At 66.3% G+C, this 19,332-nt stretch carries 18 protein-coding genes; 12 read left to right on the top strand and 6 right to left on the bottom strand.

The genetic code is table 11. The features are described from left to right. Both BHE75_RS19895 and BHE75_RS19890 read left to right on the top strand, forming a co-directional pair. Positions 1 to 172 (top strand): tetratricopeptide repeat protein (locus BHE75_RS19895; protein ID WP_139181859.1); only part of this gene is annotated, 172 nt, incomplete at its 5' end. Then, on the top strand, positions 169 to 816 hold the full coding sequence (locus BHE75_RS19890; RefSeq protein WP_070934999.1) for an LON peptidase substrate-binding domain-containing protein: 648 nt from the start codon (positions 169 to 171) through the stop codon (positions 814 to 816). The genes BHE75_RS19895 and BHE75_RS19890, both read left to right, overlap by 4 nt. A 152-nt stretch (positions 817 to 968) precedes the next feature. Here BHE75_RS19890 and BHE75_RS19885 read toward each other — a convergent pair whose 3' ends face one another. Next, on the bottom strand, positions 969 to 1,517 hold the full coding sequence (locus tag BHE75_RS19885; RefSeq protein WP_070934997.1) for a hypothetical protein: 549 nt from the start codon (positions 1,515 to 1,517) through the stop codon (positions 969 to 971). A 263-nt stretch (positions 1,518 to 1,780) separates the two neighbouring features. Between BHE75_RS19885 and BHE75_RS19880 the strand changes: the two genes are divergently transcribed. Next, complete coding sequence (locus BHE75_RS19880) at positions 1,781 to 4,741, top strand: TonB-dependent receptor domain-containing protein (protein ID WP_070936182.1); 2,961 nt, start codon at positions 1,781 to 1,783, stop codon at positions 4,739 to 4,741. A 103-nt stretch (positions 4,742 to 4,844) separates the two neighbouring features. Here the strand turns inward: BHE75_RS19880 and BHE75_RS19875 are convergent, their stop codons facing one another. After that, positions 4,845 to 5,945: a hypothetical protein gene (locus BHE75_RS19875; RefSeq protein ID WP_084653376.1), complete on the bottom strand. Its 1,101-nt coding sequence runs from the start codon at positions 5,943 to 5,945 to the stop codon at positions 4,845 to 4,847. A 62-nt stretch (positions 5,946 to 6,007) separates the two neighbouring features. On the opposite strand from BHE75_RS19875, the gene BHE75_RS25390 reads away from it, so the two are divergent. Next, positions 6,008 to 7,300 carry an aspartyl/asparaginyl beta-hydroxylase domain-containing protein gene (locus BHE75_RS25390; RefSeq protein ID WP_139181782.1) on the top strand — a complete coding sequence of 431 codons (1,293 nt, stop codon included), beginning with the start codon at positions 6,008 to 6,010 and terminating at the stop codon, positions 7,298 to 7,300. Positions 7,301 to 7,349: 49 nt separating this feature from the next. Here BHE75_RS25390 and clpB read toward each other — a convergent pair whose 3' ends face one another. Continuing rightward, positions 7,350 to 9,926, bottom strand: a complete 2,577-nt coding sequence (gene clpB / locus BHE75_RS19865) for an ATP-dependent chaperone ClpB (RefSeq protein ID WP_070934993.1) — start codon at positions 9,924 to 9,926, stop codon at positions 7,350 to 7,352. A gap of 199 nt (positions 9,927 to 10,125) precedes the next feature. Between clpB and BHE75_RS19860 the strand changes: the two genes are divergently transcribed. The 3 genes from BHE75_RS19860 to BHE75_RS19850 all read left to right on the top strand — a co-directional run bounded on the left by BHE75_RS19860 (position 10,126) and on the right by BHE75_RS19850 (position 11,951). Next, positions 10,126 to 11,022, top strand: coding sequence for a LysR family transcriptional regulator (locus tag BHE75_RS19860; protein ID WP_070936177.1), 897 nt, complete (start codon positions 10,126 to 10,128; stop codon positions 11,020 to 11,022). 141 nt (positions 11,023 to 11,163) lie between these two features. Further along, positions 11,164 to 11,586, top strand: coding sequence for a hypothetical protein (locus BHE75_RS19855; RefSeq protein ID WP_139181781.1), 423 nt, complete (start codon positions 11,164 to 11,166; stop codon positions 11,584 to 11,586). Next, positions 11,586 to 11,951 (top strand): hypothetical protein, encoded by a 366-nt coding sequence (locus BHE75_RS19850; protein ID WP_191225228.1) that lies wholly within the window; start codon positions 11,586 to 11,588, stop codon positions 11,949 to 11,951. The genes BHE75_RS19855 and BHE75_RS19850 overlap by 1 nt, the downstream gene beginning before the upstream one ends. Before the next feature lie 28 nt (positions 11,952 to 11,979). On the opposite strand, the gene BHE75_RS19845 is transcribed toward BHE75_RS19850, so the two are convergent. Next, entirely contained in the window at positions 11,980 to 12,447 is a 468-nt protein-coding gene (locus BHE75_RS19845; RefSeq protein ID WP_015458397.1) for an Lrp/AsnC family transcriptional regulator, read from the bottom strand. A 110-nt stretch (positions 12,448 to 12,557) separates the two neighbouring features. Here BHE75_RS19845 and BHE75_RS19840 point away from each other — a divergent pair, with 110 nt between their 5' ends. Both BHE75_RS19840 and BHE75_RS19835 read left to right on the top strand, forming a co-directional pair. After that, positions 12,558 to 13,352, top strand: a complete 795-nt coding sequence (locus BHE75_RS19840) for a tryptophan 2,3-dioxygenase family protein (protein WP_254684511.1) — start codon at positions 12,558 to 12,560, stop codon at positions 13,350 to 13,352. Then, entirely contained in the window at positions 13,349 to 14,446 is a 1,098-nt protein-coding gene (locus BHE75_RS19835; protein ID WP_070934988.1) for an aminotransferase class V-fold PLP-dependent enzyme, read from the top strand. The genes BHE75_RS19840 and BHE75_RS19835 overlap by 4 nt, the downstream gene beginning before the upstream one ends. Before the next feature lie 35 nt (positions 14,447 to 14,481). On the opposite strand, the gene BHE75_RS19830 is transcribed toward BHE75_RS19835, so the two are convergent. Together BHE75_RS19830 and BHE75_RS19825 are read right to left on the bottom strand one after the other, a co-directional pair. Beyond that, entirely contained in the window at positions 14,482 to 15,420 is a 939-nt protein-coding gene (locus BHE75_RS19830) for an isoaspartyl peptidase/L-asparaginase family protein (RefSeq protein ID WP_070934986.1), read from the bottom strand. Continuing rightward, on the bottom strand, positions 15,417 to 16,577 hold the full coding sequence (locus BHE75_RS19825) for an acyltransferase family protein (RefSeq protein WP_245896991.1): 1,161 nt from the start codon (positions 16,575 to 16,577) through the stop codon (positions 15,417 to 15,419). The genes BHE75_RS19830 and BHE75_RS19825 overlap by 4 nt, the downstream gene beginning before the upstream one ends. 102 nt (positions 16,578 to 16,679) lie before the next feature. On the opposite strand from BHE75_RS19825, the gene ispG reads away from it, so the two are divergent. The 3 genes from ispG to BHE75_RS19810 all read left to right on the top strand — a co-directional run bounded on the left by ispG (position 16,680) and on the right by BHE75_RS19810 (position 19,318). After that, a complete protein-coding gene (gene ispG / locus BHE75_RS19820; protein ID WP_015458392.1) occupies positions 16,680 to 17,810 on the top strand; it encodes a flavodoxin-dependent (E)-4-hydroxy-3-methylbut-2-enyl-diphosphate synthase in 1,131 nt (376 codons plus the stop codon). A 135-nt stretch (positions 17,811 to 17,945) separates the two neighbouring features. Next, the gene (locus tag BHE75_RS19815; RefSeq protein WP_070934982.1) at positions 17,946 to 18,842 is read left to right on the top strand and encodes a DMT family transporter; all 897 of its coding nucleotides are present in this window, start codon (positions 17,946 to 17,948) and stop codon (positions 18,840 to 18,842) included. Next, positions 18,839 to 19,318 (top strand): GNAT family N-acetyltransferase, encoded by a 480-nt coding sequence (locus tag BHE75_RS19810; protein WP_070934980.1) that lies wholly within the window; start codon positions 18,839 to 18,841, stop codon positions 19,316 to 19,318. The genes BHE75_RS19815 and BHE75_RS19810 overlap by 4 nt, the downstream gene beginning before the upstream one ends. Positions 19,319 to 19,332: the final 14 nt, after the last annotated feature.

Here is a 19,332-nt window from a genome sequence, read left to right as displayed (position 1 = left end):
GGGCGACCGCGACGGCGCGGCCGATGCCCTCCTCGAAAGCATCGCCCGCGACCGCACGTGGAACGAAGGCGCCGCGCGCGCGCGCCTGCTCAACCTGTTCGAGGCGGTGGGGCTCGAGGATCCGTGGGTGAGCGCCCAGCGCCGCCGCCTTTCGGCCGTGCTGTTCACATGACCGTGGCGGGCGCGTCGGTTCGCCTATCGATCTTCCCGCTGGCGGGCGCCCTGCTGTTCCCGCGCGCGCTGCTGCCGCTCCATATCTTCGAGCCGCGCTATCGCGCGCTGGTGAAGGACGCGCTGGCCCGCGATCGCCGGATCGCCATGATCCAGCCGCGCGAACCCGAAAGGGAAGGGCACCCGCCCGCGCTCTACGACATCGGCTGCGTCGGCCGTATCGCCCATGTCGAGGCGCTGGACGATGGCCGCTTCAACATCGTGCTGGAAGGACAGAGCCGCTTCCGCGTGGCGGCGGAGCTCGACCGCCCCACGCTGTTCCGGCAGATCGAGGCGAGCTTCGACGATTTCGACGACGATGCCGAAAGCGAGCCGCTGGAGCTGATGATCCGCGCCGCGCTGGAACAGGAATCGAAGCGCTTCGCCACCGCGCGCGGCTATGTGGTCGATTGGGACGCGGTGGCGCGGCTGGACGATGAATCGCTGGTCAACGGCATCGCCCAGATCGCGCCCTTCGACGTGGCGGCAAAGCAGGCCCTGCTCGAAAGCCCCACCATCGCCGAGCGCGCGGACCTCCTCATCCAGTTCATGCAGTTCTTTCGCATGCGCGACGAGGATGATGACGGCCGAACGACATTCCAGTGAGCCGTCGGCGGCACACGCTTGGGCGATCGGGGCCGGCTAGGCGGCTATAATTCCCCGCCGCAACGCCCATGGGCCGCATCGTCATAGATGCGACCCCAGGAATGGAATGCCGCCACGGCCGCCCCGGCCTGTCCAGTTCGTGACGGCGCGCTTCAATTCTCGCGGCGCACGCGGATGGCGGTCTGCCCGTCGATATTGGCGAAATAGCTGCCCAGCGCCGCCTGACGGATCTTGATCGACATGCCCGGCTTGGGCGCGCGGTTGATGCGCTTGGCTTCCGTCTGCACCCAGCGGGCGCCATCCTCGAGCACGATCACCCAGCGATCCTGCGTTCCCTTCAGCGGGCTCGCCTCCTTGATCGTCGATTCGATCTCCTTGATCTCCTCCTCGCGCGCCTTCTCCTTGTCGTTGCCTTCGAAGATGGTCAGCGCCGGCAGGCTCAGGCCGAACAGCGTTCGCTTGGCCTTGCGCACCTGCCCCTTGTCGACCACGACGACGTCGCTCTGGGCCTCGGCGGTGTCGAGGGCGGCCACCCGTTCGTCGTAGCAGGCGAGCCGTTGGGCGGCATCGGCGATCGATCGGCACTCGATCAACTTGGTGAAGATTTCGGGCCTCCCTTCACGCTGCTCCGCGGCAAGCACGAGTGCTGGTGTGGCCAGGACACAGGTGGCCGCCACCCATCCGCTTGCCGAAAATTTCATCGAAACCTCCCCAAATTGCCGATAAATTGCGCAGCAGCTAGAATGCCATGGCCCGGCCTGCTCGGCCACTGTTGCATTTGTGCGACAGCGAATGGCGAACCGCCATTTTACCTGAACCTCAGCTTTACAAGCGTAAAGCCCATCCGGCATCACCCGAGCCATGCCGGAGGGGGTCGGCTGCGCGTCTGTCGCGCATTGGCTGCCGGACGGTTGGGACATTGGGCCGCGCCACGGCCCGACCACACTCCAGAATAAGGGACTGGATAGTGACCAAAACGCAGAAATTCCTGGGCCGTTCGGCACTGAGCACGGGGGTCATCGGCCTCGCGCTCGTCGCCGCGCCGGCCTTCGCACAGGATGATACCGCCAGCACGGCGGAAGATACCGGCACGATCGTCGTGACCGGCACCCTCATCAAGAATCCGAACATCGTCGCCACCAGCCCGGTGTCGGTGATCGGCGGTGAGGAAATCGCGCTCCGTCAGTCGAACACCGCTGAAGAGATTCTCCGCGACATGCCGGGCGCGGTCGCCAGCATTGGTTCGGCCGTTAACAACGGCAACGGCGGTGCCTCCTACGTCGACCTTCGCGGTCTCGGTTCGCGTCGCAACGTCGTTCTGCTTGACGGCACGCGTATCGTTCCCGGTGACGTGAGCGGTCGTGTCGACCTTAACAACATCCCGCTGGCCCTCGTTGAACGCGTCGACTCGCTGACGGGCGGGGCTTCCACCACCTATGGTGCCGACGCGATCACCGGCGTGGTCAACTTCGTCACCAAGAAGGACTTCTCGGGTGTCGAGCTGAACATTAGCAACCAGATCACCGAAGAGGGTGACGGAAACGTATTCCGCGTCGACGCCACCATCGGCGGCAATTTTGACGATGGTAAAGGTAATGCCGTTTTCAGCATTGGCTATCAGCAGTCCGATGCTGTTTATCAGAGCGATCGTCCTTACTCGCGCGAGAGCATCAACTCTTATAACGGCCAGCCCGAAGGTTCGGGTACGGCGGTGCCGGCGCGTTTCTCCGTCCCCGGCAGCGGCGTTCTGCAGATCGATCCGACAACCGGTACGCTCGTTCCGATCTACGCCAGCTTCAACTTCAATCCATATAACGTGTTCCAGACGCCGTTCGAGCGTTTCAACATGTTTGGCCAGGCGAACTATGAAGTTGCCGATGGTATTGAGGTTTACACGCGCGGTATGTTCTCCAAGAACACCGTGTCGACGATCATTGCACCATCGGGTATCTTCAACAGCTCGATGGAAATTCCGTACAGCAATCCGTATCTGCCCGAGGCTGTGCGCAACCAGTTCTGTAACGCAAATGGCCTTTCCGCGGCCGCTTGTTCGGCAGCTGCGGCTGCAACCGATCCAACGAGTGCTGATTTCCGTACCTTCACCACTAACGTGTTGCGCCGTGCGACCGAATTTGGCCCGCGCATAAGCGACTATGTGACCACTATCTTTGATTATCGTTTGGGCGTGCGGGGGAGCATCACCGACACGATCAATTTCGATGTGGCGGGCGCCTATGGCGAGAGCGAGAATACGCAGACCCAGCGCGGGTATATGCTGATGTCGCGCACACGCGATGCGCTGATGGCGACCAACACCACCAGCTGTCTCAGCGGGAACGAAGGATGCGTGCCGCTTAACATCTTTGGTGGCGACGGTAGCATCAACCCGGACCAGATCCCGTATCTGACCGCCAATTCGACGGTTTCGGTTCGTTCGACGCTGGCTCAGGTCCGCGCCCTCGTCAGCGGTGATTTCGGCGTCGCTAGCCCGTTTGCGGAGGACCCCATCCAATTTGCCGTAGGCGGCGAATATCGGAAATATGGCGCAAAGCAGGAGTCCGATCTGCTCGCGCAGACTCCGGGCGAGTTGGGCGGTGCCGGTGGCGCTGCGCCGAATATTGACGGTGGTTATGACGTATACGAAGCCTATGGCGAATTAATCGCTCCGCTGGTTACTGATCGTCCGTTCTTCCATAGCTTGCAACTCGAAGCGGGTATCCGTTATTCGAGCTACAGCGTGGACGCTCCGACGTCGCCCAGTTACAAGACCACGACGTGGAAGGCTGGCGGTACCTGGGCTCCGATTGAAGATGTCAAGCTTCGCGGTATGTATCAGCGCTCGGTCCGCGCCCCGAACATCGGCGAGCTGTTTACGCCAGTCACCACTGGTCTGACTAACCTTGCGGTTGATCCTTGTGCTGGCTCGGCGCCGTTGAACGATGCGAATCTGGCTGCGGTCTGCGTGGCTCAGGGGGCACCGCTCAATCAGATCGGTACGATCAATCAGCCAAGTTCTGGCCAGATCAACATTACCACGGGCGGTAATGTGAATCTTCGCCCCGAAAAGGCCGACAGCTATGTCATCGGTGCCGTGATCCAGCCGAAGGTTGTGCCGGGCTTCTCGCTGACGATCGATTATTATAATATCAAGATCAAGAAGGCGATCACGACGCCGACTGTCGATGACATCATGAGCGCCTGCTTCGATGATGTGACGGCAAGCTCTGCCACGAGTGTCGCCTGTCAGTCCTTTGGTCGTAACCCGGCCACAGGCGGTTTGGATGGTGACCCTGCGACCACGCTGGGTCTGATTGCTAACCTGTCCAACCTGGGTACGATCACGACCGACGGTATCGATCTGACGATGAATTATCGCCATCAGTTCGATTTCGCGACGCTTAACCTGACGTTCAACGGTAACTGGACGAACAGCCAGAAGTTTAAGGCCACCGATACCTCAATTAACCGCGAGTGTGTCGGCTATTACAGCATAAACTGCGGTCTTTCGGGGTCGATCCAGCCGAAATTGAGCTGGAATACCCGTGCTACGCTGAGCTTCGAGAAGGTCGATGTGTCGTTCCTGTGGCGCCATATCGATGGCGTGAAGTTCGAGCCGCTGCAGTTTGAGGCGGACCAGGAGGCGGCTGTGGGCTGCGTTGATCCAAACGGCGCTGATCCCGAAGCTTGCATCGTCGAGCCGGGCTTCCGCAAGATCAAGTCTTACGACTATTTCGATCTTGCGACTCGCGTCGCGGTTTCGGATAATTTCGACGTTACGTTTACGGTTACCAACCTGTTCGATAAGAAGCCGCCGGTTGTCGGCAATTCGATCGGTTCGACAACTTACAACAGCGGCAACACCTATCCGTCGACCTACGACGCTCTGGGCCGTCGCTTCGCGATCGGTGGTCGCGTCCGCTTCTAAGCGGTCGATCGATTGCAAAAAATTGGGGGCGGTCCTTCGGGACCGCCCCTTTTTTATGGGTTGAGGGATAGTCTGAGCGTTACCGGAGGAGGATCCGCGCGGATCAGTCCAGCAACGGCGCCTTGAGCGTCAGCGAAAGCCCCGCGCCTTGGGCGACGATCCCGGCCCAGTGCGCGACCTTCTCGATCTCGTCGCCATGGGTTGCGGTGGCGGTGCGATATTCGGCGGCTCGGGCATCGATGCCGAAATCGCTGCCGGTTTTCGAATGGCGGGTGAATGCGCCGTCGGCCAGGATTTCGGCAATGGCCGCATCGCTCAAGGGAAGACCGTAAAAGGCCGAAAGCGCGCGAAGCGCCTCCTCGGGCCGCGCCGTCAGCGTCTCGCTGTCGAGGCTGCGGACCCGTTCTCCGAAACGCGCGATCAGATCGGTGAAGAGCGACTGCTGGGCAAGCCAGCCAACGGCCGCGACCTGCAGGTCGGTCTGGCCGAGATAATCCTTCTCGCTGAAACCGAACGGCGTCAGGCCGTCCATGATCTGGCCCAGCAACTGCTCCCGCACCCAAAGCCTTCCGTCCATTCCTTTCTTCGCAACCGAAGTGAGGAAGGTCCGGAGGGGGGCATGGAGCAGCAAGGCCCGTGAATTGGGGCGCATGCCCAGCATCGCGGTGGCCAAAATGTTCACGATGTTGGATGGCTTGATGACGATCGCTTCGCCCGGCGAAAATGGACGGCCCAGCAGCCGCAGCCCATGGTCGAGCGCCATGGCGATCCGCTTCGGCTCGCCGCCTCGGCGGCGCCAGCCCACCAGGTCGTTGAGGAGGACGGGCTCCTTCAGCCCCATCGCGTAACCGGGCCGCTCGAACACCCGAGCGAGCAGGGTCGAACAGCAGAAGGCCGAATGGAAGATATAGTGGATCGGGGCCTCCGCCGGCGCGGCCCCGGCCGCTTCGTCCCGGCGCAGCACCAGCTTGGGCGCTTCCTGTGCCAGATAGTCGTCGGTCAGGAAGGTTGCCCGCTCATGCTCGTCGCGCGGCGTGTGCCGGAAATGGACGGCATCATATTGGGGATCATAGCGGTGGGGGAGCCATTCGGCGTCGCGAACCACGTCGAGCGCTGATATCTGCTTGTCGGTCACGCGCAGACTGATCGCACATTGCGCATCGACGCCACAAGCCGGCGAGGCCGCTTGCGCCGCTCCCGCCATCTCATTACTCCTTACACCAGGGTCAATTCCGCCTTGCCAGAGGGGCGTGTCCGTGGGGGACGATGAAACATCAGGATGAACGAGTAGGCCGCCTGCTGCAGGCGGTTGCGAGTGCGCGTCAACAGGGGAACCAAGCCGAGGAACGCCGTCTGATCGATGCCATATTGGCGATCGATCCCGATAATCCGCACGCCAACAACGCCAGGGGAATGGCGGCGCTGGCGGCGCGGGACTTTACCGATGCGGCAAGCCATTTCCGCCGCGCCGCAGAGGCCGATCCGACAGAGCCCGCCCTCTGGATGAATCTGGCGCGGGCCCAGCGCGAGCAGGGTGATGCCGCGGGCGAACGCCAGAGCCTGGATCGTGTGTTCGCCATCGATCAGCGCCATTTCATGGGTCGGCTGCGAAGCGCGGAATTGCACGAGCGCCTTGGCGAGACGGCGCATGCGGTCGAGGCGTGGCAGGCGGTGCTCAGCCTCAGTGCCGGCCTCGATCCCGTGCCGCCGGCGCTCGTCGATGTGCTGGCGCATGCGCGCGCTTTCGTTGCGGAGCAGACGCAGGCCTTCGCCGAGGAGGTCGAGCAGGGCATGGCCGATGCGCGGGCGGATGTCCCGCCAGCGGCGCTGCGGCGCTTCGATGCCTGCCTCGACAACGCCTTCGGCCGCCGCCGGATCTACCGGAATGAATGCTCCGGCGTGCATTATCCCTTCCTGCCGGCCTACGAATTCTTCGACCGGGATCATTTCCCCTGGCTTGCCGAGCTGGAGGCCAATACCGAAACCATCCGAACCGAATTCGAGGCGCTGCTCGCCCGGTCGCAGCCGATGCGGCCCTATGTCGCGATGGACCGGGGCACGCCGGAGAATAAGTGGACCCCGCTCGACAACTCGCTCGACTGGAGCGCTTATTTCCTTTGGGAATATGGCGTTGCCAATGCGGAGGCGCATGCCCTGTGTCCCCGCACGGTGAAGGTGCTGGAGGCCATTCCCCGGGCCGAGATACCCGGCCGCGCGCCCACCGTCTTCTTCTCCATCCTGCGGCCCCATACCCGGATTCCGGCGCATACCGGCGTCACCAACACCCGCACGATCATTCATCTGCCGCTGATCGTGCCCGAAGGGTGCGGTTTCCGGGTCGGCGGGGAAACGCGGAGCTGGCGGGTCGGCGAGGCTTTTGCGTTCGACGATACGATCGAGCATGAGGCCTGGAACGACAGCGATCAGCTGCGCGCCGTGCTGATCTTCGACGTATGGAATCCATTCATCAGCCCGGCCGAGCGGGATTTGCTCTGCCGCTATTTCGCGCTCGCCGATGCCAGCAGCCGCAATCCGGCCCGCGAACGGGGCGGGATGTGATCGCGACATGAAAAGAGGCGGGTCCGTGTGAACCCGCCTCCCATGCCGCTCAGCCCGTCTTCAGCACCAGGGCGCCATCGCCCTCGTCGATGGTGACGAGCGATCCGTCGCGGATTTCGCCTTTCAGGATCGCGTCGGCCAGCGGGTCCTGCAGATATTTCTGCACCGCCCGCTTCAGCGGCCGGGCGCCATAGACCGGATCGTAGCCGACCCGGCCCAGCCAGGCGCGCGCCGCATCGGTGAGCGAGAGCGCGATCTTGCGGTCCTTCAGCAGCTTCTGGACGCGCGCGACCTGGATGTCGACGATCGGGCCCATATGCTCCTGGCCCAGCCGGTGGAACAGGATGATCTCGTCCAGCCGGTTCAGGAATTCCGGGCGGAAGTGCGCGCGCACCACGTCCATCACCTGCGGTTCCACCGATTCCACGTCCGCGCCATCGGGCAGGCTGGACAGGAACTGGCTGCCCAGGTTGGAGGTGAGGATGATGAGCGTGTTCGAGAAGTCGACCGTGCGGCCCTGGCCGTCGGTCAGCCGCCCGTCGTCGAGCACCTGGAGCAGCACGTTGAACACGTCGTTGTGCGCCTTCTCCACCTCGTCGAACAGCACCACCTGATAGGGGCGCCGGCGCACGGCCTCGGTCAGCACGCCGCCTTCCTCATAGCCGACATAGCCGGGAGGGGCGCCGATCAGGCGGGCGACCGAATGCTTCTCCATGAACTCGCTCATGTCGATGCGGACCATCGCCGAATCGTCGTCGAACAGGAAACCGGCCAGCGCCTTGGTCAGCTCCGTCTTGCCCACGCCCGTCGGGCCGAGGAACAGGAAGGAGCCGAGCGGCCGGTTCGGGTCCTGTAGCCCCGCGCGGCTGCGGCGCACGGCGCGGGCGACGGCGGAAACCGCGTCCTGCTGCCCGATCACGCGCCGGCCCAGCTCCTCCTCCATATGGAGCAGCTTCTCGCGCTCGCCCTCCAGCATCTTGTCGACCGGAATGCCCGTCCAGCGGCTGACGACCGAGGCGATGTCCTCGCTCGTCACCTCCTCGCGCAGCATCGCGCTCTCGGAAGCGGCCTGCGCCTCGCCTAGCTGCTTTTCGAGCTGGGGGATCACGCCGTAGCTGAGCTCGCCGGCTCGTGCGAGGTTGCCGCTGCGCTGCGCCTGGTCCAGCTCGATGCGCGCGGCATCGAGCTGTTCCTTGATCTTGGCCTCGGCGTGGATCTTCTCCTTCTCGGCCTGCCAGCGCGTCGTCAGCTCCGCGGATTGCTGCTCGAGCTGGGCGAGATCGTATTCGAGCGCGCCCAGGCGGTCCTTGGAGGCCTGGTCGGTCTCCTTCTTCAGCGCCTCGCGCTCGATCTTGAGCTGGATGATCCGGCGGTCGAGATTCTCGATCTCCTCGGGCTTCGACTCCACCTCCATGCGCAGGCGGCTGGCCGCCTCGTCCATCAGGTCGATCGCCTTGTCGGGCAGGAAGCGATCGGTGATGTAGCGGTTGGAGAGGGTGGCGGCCGATACCAGCGCGCCGTCGGTGATCCGCACGCCGTGGTGCAGCTCATATTTCTCCTTGAGGCCGCGCAGGATGGAGATGGTGTCCTCCACCGTCGGCTCGCCGACGAAGACGGGCTGGAACCGCCGCTGGAGCGCGGGGTCCTTCTCCACATATTTGCGATATTCGTCGAGCGTGGTGGCGCCGATGCAGTGCAGCTCGCCCCGCGCCAGGGCCGGCTTCAGCAGGTTGGAGGCATCCATCGCGCCCTCGGACTTGCCGGCGCCGATCAGCGTGTGCATCTCGTCGATGAACAGGATGATGTCGCCCTCGGCCTGCTTCACCTCGTCGAGCACGCCCTTGAGGCGCTCCTCGAACTCGCCGCGATATTTGGCGCCCGCGATCAGCGATCCCATGTCGAGCGCCATCAGCGTGCGGTCTTTCAGCGTATCGGGCACGTCGCCATTGGCGATGCGCAGCGCCAGCCCCTCTGCGATGGCGGTCTTGCCCACGCCGGGCTCGCCGATCAGCACCGGATTGTTCTTGGTGCGGCGAGCGAGGATCTGGATGGTGCGGCGGATCTCCTCATCGCGGCCGATGACCGGATCGAGCTTGCCGTCGCGCGCCGCCTCGGTGAGGTCGCGCGCGAACTTCTTGAGCGCGTCGTAACGGTCCTCGGCGCCGGCGGTGTCGGCGGTGCGGCCCTTGCGGAGCTGGTTGATCGCCTGGTTCAGGCTGTCGGCGTGCACGCCGGCCGCCGCCAGCGCCTTGCCGGCAGCGGTGCTGGAAAGGGCGAGGGCGAGCAGCAGGCGCTCGACGGTGACGAAGCTGTCGCCCGCCTTGGTCGCGATCTGCTCCGCCTGGTCGAGCACGCGGACGGCATCGTTGGTCAGGCCCGGCGTGGCCTGGGCGCCGCTGCCCGATACGGCGGGAATCCGGGCGAGCGCGGCATCGGTTTCGCGCATCGCGGTTTCGGGCTGGCCGCCGGCGGCGCGGATCAGCCCCGCGGCCATGCCTTGCTCATCCTCCAGCAGGGCCTTCAATATATGTTCGGGGGTGATCTGCTGGTGGTTGAGGCGGATCGCCACGGTCTGCGCCGATTGCAGGAAGCCTTTGGCGCGATCGGTGAATTTTTCGAGGTTCATGGTCCCTCCCTTTCGCCGGGCGATATGGTGTGGCTATTTTGCAACACAAGGGGTGCCGCCGCCGAAACGGATATGCCATTGCGGGGCCGCGCGGTTCAACCGGCGGCGGGGCCGAACGATCCCGCCGCGACGCTTTTTGGGGTGCGGCCGGGACAAGGCCGATTCCGCCGGCGGCGGAATTGGGATAGCCTGCCGCGCGATGCTCGATCAGCTCACCCTGGATCAGCTCCGCATCTTCGTGGCGATCGCCGATGCCGGCAGCTTCTCGGCCGCATCGCGCAAGCTGATGCGCGCGCAATCGGCGATCAGCCAGAGCGTGCGATCGCTGGAGGACGCGCTGGGCGTGGCCCTGTTCGACCGCGCCACCCGCATCCCGCAGATGACGGAAGCCGGCCGGTCGATCCTGATCGACGCGCGGCGGATCATCAATCTTGCCGATGCGCTCCGGGTCAGGACGCGGCGGATGGCGGAGGGGCTGGAGCCCGAGCTGGGGCTGGCGATCGATCCCCTGTTCCCGCCGGCGATCGCGATGGACTGCCTTGCCGCGTTCGAACGGCAGTTCCCGACCATCCCGATGACCGTGCTGACCGAAAGCATCGGCGGGCCGGAACGCCATCTGCGCAGCGGGGCGGTGCAGATGGCGATCTATGCGCTGGAGACCACGGGCGCGACCGATCTGCACGCCGATTTCCTGATGGATGTGGAGATGGTGCCGGTCGTCTCCGCCCGGCATCCGCTGGCGGCGCTACCCGAGCCGGTGGGGCGGGAGGATCTGGAGCAGTTCACCCAGATCGTGCTGACCAGCGGCAGCGGGCAGAGCGGCTGGACCCGCGGCGTGATCAGCCCGAGAATCTGGCGGGTGGCCGACCTGCGCACGCGGCTGGCCTTCCTGATCGCGGGCTTCGGCTGGAGCCACATGCCCGCGCACTTCGTGGCCGCGCCGCTGGCCGAAGGCACGCTGAAGCGGCTGCACCTCCATGGCATCCCCGATTTCTCGCTGCGCGTCTATCTGGTCCAGCAGTTCAGCCGCCCTCCCGGCATAGCCGCGCGCTGGCTGATCGAGCGGCTGAAGCAGGGGATTGCCGAACAGGCCTGATCCATCTGGTTTGCAGATGGGTAGTGTCACAATTACCTCAGTTTGAATGATCGTTTCGCCGACCTATATGGGCCGGTGAAATGCCCCGAGGCGGTGCGCGACGAAGGTCGCCGCGAACGCCCGGCGGCCTGGAGCCTTTCGATGAACGTCACATCCCTGTCGGACCATGCGGGCCGCGCCGTCGCGAGCCCGGCAGAGGGCGCATCCGTGCGCGGCCGGCTTTCCCAGACCCATTTGCGGGCGATCGCCATCGGCGTGCGCGATGCACGGATGCCCGGCGCGCGCCTCCTCCACCGGCTGGCGGCGATGCCGCGCCTCGCCCGGCTGGTGACGGCGGGGCTGGGCCTGCGCTCTCCCCACGCGCTCGCCAATGCCGATCTCGAACGGCTGCGCCGCGCCGCCTTCCTGTTCACTTTGGGCTATGCCGTGGCGGAAGTGCTGGCGGTGCTGAACGGCGGCGATCTTTCCGAAACGCAGATCGCCCAGGTGATCGCGGGCCTCGCCGGCCGGCCGGCTCTTGCGGTGACGCAGCCGGATATCGTCCTCATGATGGAAGCGGCATGATGGCCATGCCCGCCCTCCGTTCGCGGCGGACCGGAACCGCCATCCCCCATCCCGCGCCCGGCCGTCGCACGCGCCCGTCGATCGCCGACCGCCGCGTGCGCAGCGCCTGGGCGCGATCGACCGCCTTGCCGCCCATGGCGCCGGCCCGCACGGCCGTGCTGGCGCGCCCGGCGGCGGCATCCCGCCCGCGCTTCATGCCGGCGCCGGGCACCGTCGCCCTGCTGCTGATCGCCGCCTTGTTCGCGGCTGTCGCCGGCTGGGTGCATGCGGTGACGACCGACATCCTGATATCGCTGCTGATGGGCGTGCTCAGCACCTTGCCCGGCATGCTGGTGCTGCGCCCGCTCATCGAAAATCGGGGCTGACCGGCCGTCCTCCCCCTTTTTGGGGCGGCTAGAGCGTCGGCGTCTCAACGGCGCAGGCCGTGATCGATCCGGCGGCCTTGATCTCCCGCGTGGCGATGGTGGTGGTGAAGCGCTCCACCCCCGGCAGCCGCCAGAGCTGGCCGCGCAGGAAATCGTCGAGCGCGGCGAGATCGCGGGCCAGCACGTGCAGCAGATAATCCGTTTCGCCGACCGTGGCATGGCAGGCGAGGATCATGGGATGGCGGATCACCGCCGCCTCGAACGCGTCATGCCGGTCGAAGGCGACGATGACGCGCACGAAGGCGCTGGTGGCGAGGCCGAGCGCCGCCGGATCGATCGCCGCCCGATAGCCCCGGATCGCGCCGGCCTGCTCCAGCGCCTGCACCCGCTTCCAGCAGGGCGTCTTGGTAAGGCCGGTGCGTTCGGCGAGATCGGCGAAGGAAAGCCGGGCATCGGCTTCCAGCAGGGCGAGCAGTTGATGGTCGATGCGATCCATATGATCTCCGGTGATGCCGGATCGTAGCACGAATGGCCTGTATATCGGCAATCGGAAGGACGACTGCCGAGAATCCCGCTGCCCGACCCATCCTTCCCGAACAATGTTCCGTGGCCCCGCTGCTAGTCTGGCGGTTCGACAGGAACCCAGAGGATGCGATGGACCGGCAGGCTTTCTATGCGATGATGAGCGCTCCCCCCGCGCTCGATTACGAGCTCTATCTCGATACCGGCTCGCTGCTCGGCTGCCAGAAGGGGTTTGACGAATTCGTCAACCGCGACGAGCTTCAGTTCCAGATCGTCCACCAGGTCGAGGAGCTGTGGATGAAGCTGATCGCCTACACGTTGCTCGACGTCGACGATTATCTGCAGGCGCGCGACACCCATCGGGTGCTGACCCTGATGGGCCGCTGCCACCGCCTGCTCCGGTTGATGACGGCGCAGCTCGACCTGCTCGAAACCATGTCGCCCAAGGAATATCAGCAGATCCGCCTGCAGCTCGGCAATGGCAGCGGGCAGGAATCGCCGGGTTTCCGCACGCTTCTGAAAATGCCGCCGCATCTGTGGACCAGTTTCGTCAGCCATTATCTCACGCCCGAGGGGCGGACGGTGCGGTCGATCTACGACCAGGATTATGCCCATGACGCGGCCTATGCGGTGGCCGAGGCGCTGATCGAGTTCGACGAATTGTTCGGCAAGTTCCGCTGGCACCACCTTTTCCTGATCCACCGTTCGATCGGCATGGGATCGGCATCGCTGAAGGGGCGTTCCGTCGATCTGTTGCAGGCGGGGGCGAAGCATCGCTTCTTCCCCGAGCTTTGGGACGTGCGCGTGGCGATGACCGATGCCTGGGGTGGCGATTATGGCCGGGTGCGCGACAGCCTTTCCGCGGGCGCCGCCGCATGACGCCCTGGCGCGCCCTGTTCGACGTGCCGGAAGGCGGGCCTTACCTGCTCGCCCATTCGGCCGGCGCGCTGCCCCACGCCGCGCGATCGCGGATCGAGACGGCGGTGCTTCAGCCCTGGGCTAAGCAGGGCGCGGGCGCGTGGGACGACTGGCTGGGCGCGATCGACGAGTTCCGCATGGGGCTGGCGGGGCTGCTGGGCGGCGTGCCGGCCGAATATTGCCCGCAGGCCAATGTTTCGGGCGCGCTGTTCCGCCTGCTTTCCGCCATGCCGCGCGAGCCGGGGCGGGACATATTGCTGGCGTCGGAGCAGAGCTTCCCCTCGATCGGCTATGCGATGGCGGCGCTCGCCCCCTTGGGCTACCGGCTGGAGCTGCTGACCGGCGATCCCGCCGATGCGGCCAGCTGGGCGGCGGCGATCCATCCCGGCGTGGCGGCGGTCGTGCCGATGCATGTCCATTCCAATAGCGGCGCGGTGGCGCCCGTGGCGGAGATCGCCGCGCTGGCACGGGGCACCGGTGCGGCCTCCATCGTCGATGTCGCGCAATCGGCCGGCGTGGTGCCGATCGACATGCCGAGTTGGGGCGTCGACGCGGCGGTCGGTTCCTGCCTCAAATGGCTGTGCGGCGGGCCGGGCGCGGGCTGGCTGTGGGCGGATGCCGCCTTCACCGCACGGGCGCAGCCGCTGGAGGTGGGCTGGTTCAGCCATGCCGATCCCTTCACCTTCGACATACGCGATTTCCGTTATGCCACCGATGCCCGCCGCTTCTGGGGCGGCACGCCTTCGATCGCGCCCTTCGCGCTGGCGGCGGGCGGCATCGCCACCGTCGCCGGCATCGGCGTGCCGCAGATCTTCGCCCACAACCGCCGGCTCACCGCGCGGGTGGCGAACCGGGCGGGCGACCGCTGGTTCCCGGCCGATCGGCGGGGCTTCGGCGGCACGCTCTGCATCAGGGCCGATGGTGCGGCGGAGGCGGCGCTGGCGGCCGCCGGCTGCCGGTTCGACCGGCGCGGCGCGGTGCTGCGCCTGTCCTTCCATGCCTATAATGACGATGCCGAAGCGGACCTGGTGGGCGAGGTGCTGGCGGGGCTGTAGGGCGCCGCCCGGCCTGAAAGGCAGCGCAATCCGGCTTACTCGTCCCCGTAGATGGCGATTTCCGGCGGTGCGTCGTGGGTCGCCATGGCGCGATACATGCCCGGCGTGTTGAACGCCCAGCCGCCCGACCCGTCGGCGGAAACCACGATCACGCCGCCCTTGCCGCCCATCTCGGTCAACTCCGCGATCATACCGTCGGCTGCATCCTCGATCGTCTCGCCGGCCAGGCGCACGCGCGCGGTGATCTCGTGCGCCACGCCCAGGCGGATGAAATATTCGCCCGCCCCGGTGCAGGAAACCGCGCAGGCGCGATCGTCGGCATAGGTGCCGGCGCCGATCAGCGGGGAATCGCCCACCCGGCCCCATTTCTTGCCGGTCAGCCCGCCCGTCGAGGTGGCGGCGGCGACATGGCCGCGGGTGTCGAGCGCGACCGCGCCGACCGTGCCATATTTCATCGCCGAATCGAACGGCGCGTCGGGATCGGCGAGAATCTCGTCCAGCTGGCGGCGGCGCTCGGCCGTCTCGAACCATTCGGGCGGGGCGGATTCGATGTCCTGCGCGCGGGCGAAGCCGTCCGCGCCGGCGCCGGCCAGGAACACATGGCTGCTGCGCTCCATCACCGCGCGGGCCAGCGTGATCGGGTTGCGGGTGGCGCGCACGCCGGCCACCGCGCCGGCCGCCAGCGTCGCGCCGTCCATGATCGCGGCGTCGCATTCGATCCGGCCCTCGGCCGTGAACACCGATCCGCGGCCGGCGTTGAAATGGGGATCATCCTCCAGCACGCGGATCGCCGCCTCCACCGCATCGAGCGCGGGGCCGCCGGCGGCAAGGATCGCCGTGGCGGCGTCGATCGCGGCCTTCAGCCCGGCGCGGCCGCCGGCATCGTCCGCATCCGAAAGCACGCCGCGCCGCATCGATCCCGATCCGCCGTGGATGACGATGGTCCAGCGGGGCGTATCGGCGGCGGCGGTCATGTCGTGCTCCTGGCGGGTGGTGCCGGGCGCTCTACACCGGCGGGCCGCGCCTGGCGACGGGAAAGGCCGATCAGCGGCCGCAGCCAGCCGATCCGGCGGCCGGCCTCGTAAAAGGCCCAGCAGCCCGCCGCCGTGCCGAGGATCAGGATCAGGAATTCCACGCCCGCGCCCAGATTATGGCGGATCAGCCACCAGCCGATCGTCACGATCAGCGTCTGGTGGACGAGGTAGACGGGGAATACCGCCTCCGTCAGCGTCGCGCGCCAGCGATGGTCGCGGTTCCACCAGCGTTCGGCCCCGCCCAACAGCAGCAGGATCGCGCCCCAGCCCATCAGCGATGCCGGGCCGAGCTCCGCCTGATGCATCGGCTTCAGCCAGTCCATCCCCGGATTGCCCGCCATCCGCCAGAGCAGCAGGGCATAGCCCACGATCATCATCGCTAGCGCCGGGCGCCACTGGCGCAGGATATCCGGCCACATGCCTTCGGCGCGGGCCAGGCCGAACCCGAACAGGAAGGCGGGCAGGTAGATGAGGTGGCCGGGCAGGTCGGTGGCGACATGGTTGGTGGGGCTCGCCCCCGGCATCAGCAGGAAGCGGACGATTAGCAGCCAGGCGACCGGCACCACCACCAGCCGCCAGCCCGAAAGCGCGCGTTCGAACCAGCGCTGCGCCTTGCGCTGCGCGCCTTCGGGCAGCAGCGCGGCCGCGATCGCGACGACGAGGCAATAGACCCAGATATAGGCCACGAACCACAGGTGGAACAGGCCGAGCGTGTGATAGTCGCGCGGGCCGAAGCCGAAATAATCATGCAGCCAGAAATGGCCGAGGCCCTGCGCATAGCCCAGCTTCTGCCGCAGCTCGATCCAGGGCTGGGGCACCACGACGAAGCAGACGCCGAAGATCAGCGGCAGCAGCAGCCGGGCGCTGCGCGATCGCACGAAGGCGCGGATCGAAGGCGCGCGCGCCAGCACGGCGCGGGTGGCGTAACCGGATACGATGAACAGCAGCATCATCCGCCACGGGTTCATCGCCACCAGCACATAGACGATCCATTCCACCGGCTCCTCGCCGTTCACATGCCAGTCCCAGGGGGACAGCATCAGGCCGATATGGTAGACGATGAGGAGGACGAAGGCGGCGATGCGAAGCCAGTCCAAGCCATAATGCCGCCGGGGCGGCGGCGAAATCTTGCCAAAGGTTATGATCCTGCTCCCGGTCGTGTCTTTGAGTCGTCAACGCCAGAGGCTATAGACGGGTTCATGTCCATTCGCCCATGGCGCGATATCGCGCGCCGAAAATCCCGCCAGATCATGGTCGGCAAGGTGCCGGTGGGGGGCGATGCCCCCGTCACGGTCCAGACGATGACCAACACGCCGACCAGCGATGCCGGGGCGACGATCGATCAGATCCGCCGCTGCGAGGAAGCCGGCGCGGACATCATCCGCGTATCCTGCCCCGATGTCGAATCGACGACGGCCTTCCGCCAGATCGTGCGCGCGGCCCGCGTGCCGATCGTCGCCGACATCCATTTCCACTATAAGCGCGCGCTGGAGGCGGCGGATGCGGGGGCGGCGTGCCTGCGCATCAATCCCGGCAATATCGGATCGTCCGAGCGCGTGGCCGAGGTGGTGCGCGCCGCCAAGGCCAATGGCTGCGCGATCCGCATCGGCGTGAACGCCGGCAGCCTGGAGAAGGACCTCCTCGAAAAATATGGGGAGCCTTGCCCGGAAGCGCTGGTGGAAAGCGCGCTCGATCATATCAAGCTGCTGCAGGATCACGATTTCCACGAATATAAGGTGGCGGTCAAGGCGTCGGACGTGTTCCTCGCCGTCGCGGCCTATATGCAGCTTGCCGAAGCGGTGGATTGCCCGCTGCATCTGGGCATCACCGAAGCCGGCGGGCTGATCGGCGGCACGGTGAAATCGGCGATCGGCATCGGCAACCTGCTCTGGGCCGGCATCGGCGACACGATCCGCGTCTCGCTTTCGGCCGAGCCGGAAGAGGAAGTGCGCGTCGGCTACGAGATATTGAAGTCGCTGGGCATCCGCACGCGCGGCGTGCGCGTCGTATCCTGCCCGTCCTGCGCGCGGCAGGGCTTCGACGTGATCCGCACCGTGGAGAAGCTGGAGGAGCGGCTGAAGCATATCGCCACGCCGATGTCGCTTTCGGTGCTGGGCTGCGTGGTCAACGGCCCCGGCGAGGCGCGGGAAACCGATATCGGCATCACCGGCGGCGGCAACGGCCGGCACATGGTCTACCTTTCCGGCGTCACCGACCATCATGTCGAGGATGCCGACATGATCGAGCATATCGTGCGGCTGGTGGAGGCCAAGGCGGCCGAGATCGAGGCCGCCAATGCAGCGGCGGAGGCCAGCGAGGCGGCGGAATAGCATCCGCCGGCTTCGAGAGCGGCAGTCCCTGGATCAGATGCGGATGGCGTGTAGCGTCGATCCGCCCCGGCGTGGGGCGTGGCTTTCGTTGGGTGGTGAGCAGGGGAGGCGTTCATTCTTGGTGACCGGACCGGCATGAGCCGCCACACGCCGCCCGCCATCGCCTTCGCGGTGGCGATGGCCGGGATCGCCGTATTTTCCTGCATGGATGCGCTGATGAAGGGGCTCACCCTGGAAATCGGCACCTACAACACGTTGCTGTGGCGCTCCTTCGCGGGCGCCGCCATCGCCGCGATGCCCCATTTCCGCCGCCGGCCGGGTTGGCCCGCGGCCTCGGTGCTGGCCATCCATGTGCGACGGGGCGCGGTGGCGACGGTGATGGCGGTCACCTTCTTCTGGGGGCTGGCGCGGGTGCCGATGGCGCAGGCGGTGGCGCTCACCTTCATCGCGCCGCTGATTGCCTTGTTCCTGGCCGCATGGCTGCTGAAGGAGCGGATCGACCGCAGCGCCATCCTCGCCTCGCTGATCGCGCTGGCGGGCGTCGCCACCATCCTCGCCGGCCAGGCGCGGGCGGAGCTGGGGGAAGGGGCGCTGCTGGGCGCGATCTCCATTCTCTTTTCCGCCGTCTGCTATGCCTACAACATCATCCTGATGCGGCGGCAGGCGCTGGTGGCGGACGGGCGCGAGGTCGCCTTCTACCAGAATATCATGGTCGGCCTGTTCCTGGCGCTGGCGGCCCCATGGCTGGCGGTGGTGCCCGATGCGGTCCACCTGCCGGCGCTGGCGGGGGCGGCGCTGCTCGCCACCATATCGCTGTTCCTGCTCACCTGGGCTTATGGCCGGGCGGAGGCGAGCTATCTCGCGCCCGTGGAATATACCGCCTTCATCTGGGCGAGCATCCTCGGCTATCTCGTCTTCGGCGAGCATGTCGGCGCCTTCACCGTCGCCGGCGCGATGCTGATCGCGGGCGGCTGCCTGCTGGCCGCCCGCCGCAAGCCCGTGCCGATGGGCAATCTGGAAGGAGCCCAATGACCGTTACCGTCCGCCCTGCCGCACCCGCCGACGTCGGCGAGATTCTCCGCATGATCCGCGCGCTCGCCGCTTATGAGCGCCAGCCCGATGCCGTGCGGGCGACGGAGGATATGCTGGCCGACCGGCTGTTCGGCCCCGACCCGCAGGTCTTCGCGCTGATCGCGGAGCTGGCCGGCCGGCCGGTGGGGCTGGCGCTCTGGTTCCTCAATTTCTCGACCTGGACGGGCCGGCACGGCCTCTATCTGGAGGATCTGTTCGTCGATCCCGAGGCGCGCCGCGCCGGCATCGCCCGCGCCCTGTTCCGCGGGCTGGCGGAGGAGGCCCGCAAGCGCGATTGCGCGCGGATCGACTGGGCGGTGCTCGACTGGAACGAGGATGCCAAGCGCTTCTACCGCAGCATCGGCGGCTACCATTCCACCGGCTGGGAGCCGTGGCGGCTGGACGGCCCCGCTTTGGCCGCGATGCAGGAGGAATAGGGAGGGCTTGCCCC

The organism is Edaphosphingomonas haloaromaticamans, from assembly GCF_001853345.1.
Lineage (GTDB): Bacteria > Pseudomonadota > Alphaproteobacteria > Sphingomonadales > Sphingomonadaceae > Sphingomonas_E > Sphingomonas_E fennica.
This window is presented reverse-complemented; position numbering and strand designations above follow the sequence as displayed.